Origin of the sequence: Lachnoclostridium sp. (assembly GCF_031997925.1) — a bacterium.
Lineage (GTDB): Bacteria > Bacillota > Clostridia > Lachnospirales > Lachnospiraceae > Lachnoclostridium.
Map to the genome: position 1 here is coordinate 32,018 of NZ_DAMADT010000006.1, position 6,669 is coordinate 38,686.

The window sequence follows — 6,669 nt, forward strand, 5'->3', positions numbered from 1 at the left end:
GGCAGCTAATCCACGTTCAAAATTATCAATCACTGGAAGGATACGTTCAATAATATCTTTTGCTCCAATTTCAAACATCTGAGATTTTTCTTTTTCTGTACGTTTTCTGAAATTTTCAAACTCTGCCATATTACGCATTAACCGGTCGGTTAATTCATCAATCTTTTCATCCTTTTTGTCTTTCTTTTCTTTCTTCTTAAAAAAGGACTTTTTCTCTTTTGAACCATCCTCAGATGCAGTATCTTCTTCATAAACTTCTTCACTTGCATCTTCGTTTTCTGTGGTATCCTCTACTTCCGATTGATTCTCCTGGTCGATAGCTTCTGAAGCTTTGTTTGTTTTTTCAATATCCTTTTCCATATCTTCCACTTCATCTGCCATCAGATCTTTTAAATCCATGTTATCCGCCACGTTTATGTCACCCTTCTTTCTTTATCTATCATTGTCTTTCTTAAATATTTCATCCAACTGACACATAAGGTTTTGCAGTGTACTTACTACCTTATCATAATCCATTCTCTTCGGGCCAATGATACCAATTTTACCATAGACACCTTCTTCAATTTGATAGGTTGCAGTAACTACTGCACAATCCTTCATTGAGTCTACCGGGGTTTCATTCCCGATGTAAACTTGTATCCCACGGTTTTCACCGCTGGAAACTTCATTGTTCATAAGATTCGTCAGTTGCTTTTTTTCCTCTAAAGTGTAGAGTAATTCGCTGGCTTTCTCCATGTCATTCAGTTCTGGATATTTAAGAATATTCGTTGCTCCACTGGTAAATATCTGAATATCATCTTCTTCACTAATGGCTTGTGCAACCGCATCTAAAATATCGCTAACCACGGAGCTATGTTCTGCCGCTTGTTCCTTCATTTTACGGATTAATGCAAGATTAATTTCACTTAAATCCAAACCTTGTAGGAACGTATTTAATACAATGTTTAATTTTAGAAGTGTTTCCTTATCTAATGGTTCCGCAATAGCAATTATCTTATTCTTTACAATATTGCCTTCTAGAACAATTATTGTTAGAATTTGCGTCATATCAACTTCTGAAACTTGAAGGAATTTAACCTTTCTAGAACGATATTGCGGGGATGTCACCATCGTTGCATAATTCGTATTTACAGCAAGAAGTCTTGCAACTTGCTGTAGTAAGGTTTCCATCTTATCAGCCTTTTCAAGCAACATCTCTCGCATGTTTTCGACCTCGGTTACCTTATCCTCCATCATGGTATCCACATAAAGTCGATACCCCTTATCTGATGGGATTCGTCCAGCAGAGGTATGCGGCTGAATGATGTAGCCTAATTCTTCTAAGTCAGCCATTTCGTTTCGAATGGTTGCAGAACTTAGATTTAAATCCGTATACTTCGAAATTGTTCTAGAACCGACAGGTTCGCCAGTTTCTAAATAATTTCGAATTATAGCTTGTAAAATTCTAAGCTTTCTGTCATCTAGCTGCACATTACCCTCCTTCTCAAACCAAGATCGTTTGTATATTCTTGCAAGTGGTTATTGCATTGAAGAAACGGGATTAATTCAAAACTTTCGAATCTTCCGTTTTTATTGTTAGCACTCATTGAGGTAGAGTGCTAACATCTTTATACATAAAATATCACTATTAAAATCGTTTGTCAACTCCTATTTTAAGAAAATACATTAAAATTTCATGAGGAACTTGCATTTTAATAAAAAAGATATCATCCGTTTGATTTTTTTTTTCATTGATTTTACAGTAGAAATTTTAGATATAACATCCTGTAAATTTTTTAGTATATATCATCCTGTAAATATTTTAGATATCCGTATCATCCAGTAAAAATTCCGCTAATACCTGATTGCTTACATCAATACCTATATCTGTAAGAGAAACATGATCCTCATCTATCTTTAATAGGCCATTCTTTTGTAACTGCATTAGCTTCGTGCCATAGATTTCCTCCATGGAAATCAAAAATTGCTGTTTAAATTCCTTTTTACTAACACCTTTACTAAGACGCAATCCAAGAAACATAAACTCTTCCATTTCAGCATTCTTACTAAGTACCTCTTCTACTTGTCTTACCTCTAAGGAGGAGTTTAATGCTTTTACATAATCGTTTATAGCATCAAAATTGCGATATCTAACATGATCTATGAAAGAGGAAGCACCAAGACCTAACCCTAAGTATTCCATCCTTTTCCAATACCCGATATTATGAAGGCATTCCCTCCCTGGTTTTGCATAATTAGATATTTCATATCGATTGTAACCTGACGAATGCAGTATCTCCTTTGTATGTTCGTACATTAATCTATCAAGTATCACATCCGGAATGGCATCCTTTTCTTCCCCGTGTTCTGAGAATCTTTCATAAAAGGAAGTCCCTTCTTCTAAGATGAGGTTATATGCTGATATATGCTCCGGCTCTAACTTAAGGACCTTCTCTAATGTAGTTTCATAGGATTCTAAGGTCTGATAAGGTAGAGCGGACATTAAATCTATATTGATATTTTGAAAACCAACTTCTCTTGCATGTTCATAATTTTCCACAAATTCCTCAAAAGTATGAATTCTTCCTAATAATCTTAACTCTTCATTATTCGCACTTTGTAGTCCGAAACTCAATCGGTTAATCCCAAGAGTATAATAACCGAAAAGCTTATCTTTCGTAACAGTACCTGGATTACATTCTATCGTAATCTCACAAGTAGATACGATTTCAAAACATTCCTTTATCGTATCAAAAATTCGTCCAATCTGCTCTAGAGGTAAAAGAGAAGGAGTCCCTCCTCCAAAGAATATCGAGACAACTCGGTATTCTAAAGGAAGTGACCCCTGACTTTTAATCTCTTTACACAAGAAATCAGTATACTTTAACATCTCATCCTGACTTGCTGGTCCAGATAAGAAATCGCAGTAGTTACATTTTCTTGCACAGAATGGAATGTGAATATAAAGTTCTAAATCTTTTTTCATTCTAATAATCATGCCTTTCATAGCCTGCAAACTTTGGGCTGCAAGCACAATATTAACACCCATTCATTCCAGCGCTTATGCGCTTTTTCATAACTAAATTAAATATATTGTACTTTATATTACTGACCAATATCGTCATCTTTCCTTGTATGGCTTGTCGTACTATCTCCTAGTCCTCATCTAACTTTAACACGCTCATGAAGGCCTTTTGTGGGATCTCAACGTTACCAATCTGGCGCATACGTTTCTTTCCTTCCTTCTGTTTTTCAAGAAGTTTTCTCTTACGGGAGATATCACCACCATAACATTTTGCAAGTACGTCTTTTCGCATTGCCTTAACTGTTTCACGAGCTATAACTTTACTTCCAACAGCCGCTTGAATCGGGATTTCAAATAAATGTCTAGGAATTTCATCCTTTAGCTTTTCACACATTCTTCTGCCACGTTCATAAGAAGATTCTCCGTGTACAATAAAGGATAGAGCATCGACTTCTTCTTTATTAATAAGAATGTCTAGTTTCACTAATTCACTTGGAACATATCCCTTCATCTCGTAATCAAAGGATGCATAACCTCTGGATCTTGATTTTAAAGCATCAAAGAAATCATAAATAATTTCATTTAACGGTAAATCATAACGAAGTAATGCTCTAGTAGATTCTATATACTCCATTCCAAGGTAAATACCACGACGTTCCTGACAAAGAGTCATAATCGCTCCTACAAATTCTGTAGTAACCATGATCTCTGCTTTTACCATAGGCTCTTCCATATGCTCAATCTCGGATGGATCTGGTAAATTAGATGGGTTTGTTATCTCTAACATCTCTCCATTGGTTTTATAAACTTTATAAATAACGCTTGGTGCGGTAGTTACGAGGTCTAAGTTATATTCTCTCTCCAAACGCTCCTGAATAATTTCAAGATGCAACAAACCAAGGAATCCACAACGGAAACCAAATCCAAGCGCAACAGAGGTCTCTGGTTCAAATTGAAGAGAAGCATCATTTAACTGTAATTTTTCTAAAGCATCACGAAGGTCTGGATACTTTGCACCATCCGCTGGATACATACCGCAGTACACCATTGGATTTACTTTCTTATATCCTGGTAGCGGAGTAGTACAAGGATTCTCTGCATCGGTTACGGTATCACCTACACGAGTGTCCTTAACATTTTTTAAACTTGCTGTAATATATCCTACCATACCTGCAGATAATTCTTCCGCTGGGATAAACTGTCCAGGTCCAAAAATACCAAGCTCAACTACATCTGCAGTTGCACCAGTAGCCATCATCTTGAGCGTTGTTCCCTTCTTAACAGTACCCTCCATAACCCTACAAAAAATAATAACACCTTTATAGGAATCGTAAATAGAGTCAAAGATAAGAGCCTGTAGCGGTGCATTCTTATCTCCTTTTGGAGCTGGTACTTTAGAAACAATCTGCTCTAGTACTTCTTCGATATTAATACCATTCTTGGCTGATATCAGAGGCGCATCCTGCGCTTCTATCCCGATAACATCCTCGATTTCTGCGATAACACGTTGTGGATCAGCACTTGGTAAGTCAATTTTATTAATGACTGGGAAAACATCGAGATTATGATCAAGCGCCAAGTAAACATTCGCTAAGGTCTGCGCTTCGATTCCCTGTGCTGCATCTACGACTAAGATTGCACCTTCACACGCTGCAAGGCTTCGTGAAACTTCATAGTTAAAGTCAACGTGTCCAGGGGTATCAATTAAATTAAAGATATACTCTTCTCCGTCCTTTGCCTTATATACAGTACGTACAGTCTGTGCCTTAATTGTAATACCACGTTCTCTCTCAAGTTCCATATTATCTAACACCTGAGATTGCATTTCTCTGCTCGTAAGTAAACCAGTTTTTTCAATAATACGATCTGCAAGCGTAGATTTACCATGATCTATATGAGCAATAATACAAAAATTTCTGATTCTCTTCTGGTCAATACCTGACATGTTTTTCCTCCTGGGATTTATCACTTACATAACTTATATGATTTTCATTATCTTGGGGGTCAAGGCATATCTATGCCTCGTATATATGCCTTGCATATACGCAATCATATTTGCTACGCACATTAAGTATGCTTTCTAAACATACATAAAAAATCTCCATGCTAAATATCTATTTATATCGAACCTGCACGGGGATTTCCTTCTTGATTTTCACATCTTTTCTGTAAGCAAATTTCTACATAATGATTTATTATACCATATTCGTGGATACATATGGAATGCAGCTCTTTTTATCGTTTATGTGCACTCACTTGTCTGGCGCTTTATTTGCAAGATCATATGATATGCAGCACTTTGTGCCATCTATGTGCACCCACAACGTCTGACACTGGTATAATATCTGTCGACATTATACCATACCAAAACTTTGCTGACAAGGAGATACTATCGCATACTATGATAACAATAGTTAAGTGTAAATCATCACTTGTAGAGTTTATAATTGATAGGCAATTGCATAACAATTTCTATGAATATAAAAAGTTTGGAAAGCCACAATTAAATGCGACTCTCCAAACATAAATTTGAATCTCTTCCTATATTATATTGTTCTATCCTTTTTACTTCTATACTTAAGATTTATGATGTTGGTACTAATTTTACTGCAATTCAGATAAATCAAAATTATAGATAGAAGCATTTAGTTCAATCATGTCAATATTTCTTAGTAGTACTCCGATATGAGAGATCACTACTGATAGCGCACTTTTAGTTATATCACAATTTTGTAATTTAGTTTTACTCTGTGTATTATTTTATCCTTTATGGATTTGATAATAGTTGATTTAATATCACAGACAAAGGTTCCATTGCATTATAAGCTTCTTGTACGGTATTGTTTTCTGTACCACATTCAATTAATAAATAACGTTTTGCAAGATGTTGATTATAACGCCAGTTCTTCAAATAATTTCTATGAACAAACCCTGGATATAGATTTCGACCTACCAATGCTGCCTGCAAACTAAAAGCAAGATTATCCTTAAGATTAGGATTATTTAGACGATCAATTGGTCCGTTTTTATCTCGAGATAAACCATTAAAAAACATGATTTGACAAGCATCTTTTCCATTCACAGTTGCCAACCGTTTCGGTCCACTATCTCTATGTAAATCAATCACAACTTCAATACTAGGATTCTCTGCTAGAATTTTTTCAATATTTGGTCTTGCAGTACTGTAAGCAAAATTTCGATTATTTTCTCCATTTGCTTTTTTATCGTAAGCGGTCTTATCGTGGTAAACTACGTATCCCATTTTCTCTAACAATTCCGTTAAATAATTACCTGCTCCAACAACAGTATCTGCCTGCACACCTGCTTTACTATCAATATAGGTTTCTGATGCATGCGTATGATAAATTAATATTTGAGGAGCATCCGTTCTTTTCTTAATCGTCATATTCTTTTTTAATAATTCATTTGCGTTAAATAATGATTTTATCACAGTAGTTGAGGTGTCAACAATATAAAAATTATCGATTAGATAATTCAGATCGCTTAGTTTCTCAAGAGAATAGTTACTTTTTATTAAATTACTAACGGAGATTGCAGGTTCGTTAAATCCTGGTAATGTCTGATTATTAACTTGACTTGAGTTATAATCCGGTAACCTAGACACATCACCTGTTTTGTATTCTATGATTAATTTTTGGTCAGTG

5 protein-coding genes are annotated in these 6,669 nt (G+C 35.4%); all 5 read right to left on the bottom strand.

The annotated features are described in order from the left end of the window. The coding region (gene grpE / locus RTP52_RS06125) for a nucleotide exchange factor GrpE (protein ID WP_312370027.1) at positions 1–399 on the bottom strand (399 nt) is incomplete at its 3' end. A gap of 33 nt (positions 400–432) precedes the next feature. Beyond that, a complete protein-coding gene (gene hrcA / locus RTP52_RS06130; protein ID WP_312369902.1) occupies positions 433–1,470 on the bottom strand; it encodes a heat-inducible transcriptional repressor HrcA in 1,038 nt (345 codons plus the stop codon). Between the two features lie 331 nt (positions 1,471–1,801). Beyond that, on the bottom strand, positions 1,802–2,965 hold the full coding sequence (gene hemW / locus RTP52_RS06135; RefSeq protein ID WP_442913525.1) for a radical SAM family heme chaperone HemW: 1,164 nt from the start codon (positions 2,963–2,965) through the stop codon (positions 1,802–1,804). 169 nt (positions 2,966–3,134) lie between these two features. Next, on the bottom strand, positions 3,135–4,949 hold the full coding sequence (gene lepA, locus RTP52_RS06140) for a translation elongation factor 4 (protein WP_312369904.1): 1,815 nt from the start codon (positions 4,947–4,949) through the stop codon (positions 3,135–3,137). Positions 4,950–5,771: 822 nt separating this feature from the next. Beyond that, positions 5,772–6,669: stage II sporulation protein P (locus RTP52_RS06145; protein WP_312369906.1), on the bottom strand; the 898-nt coding region annotated here is incomplete at its 5' end.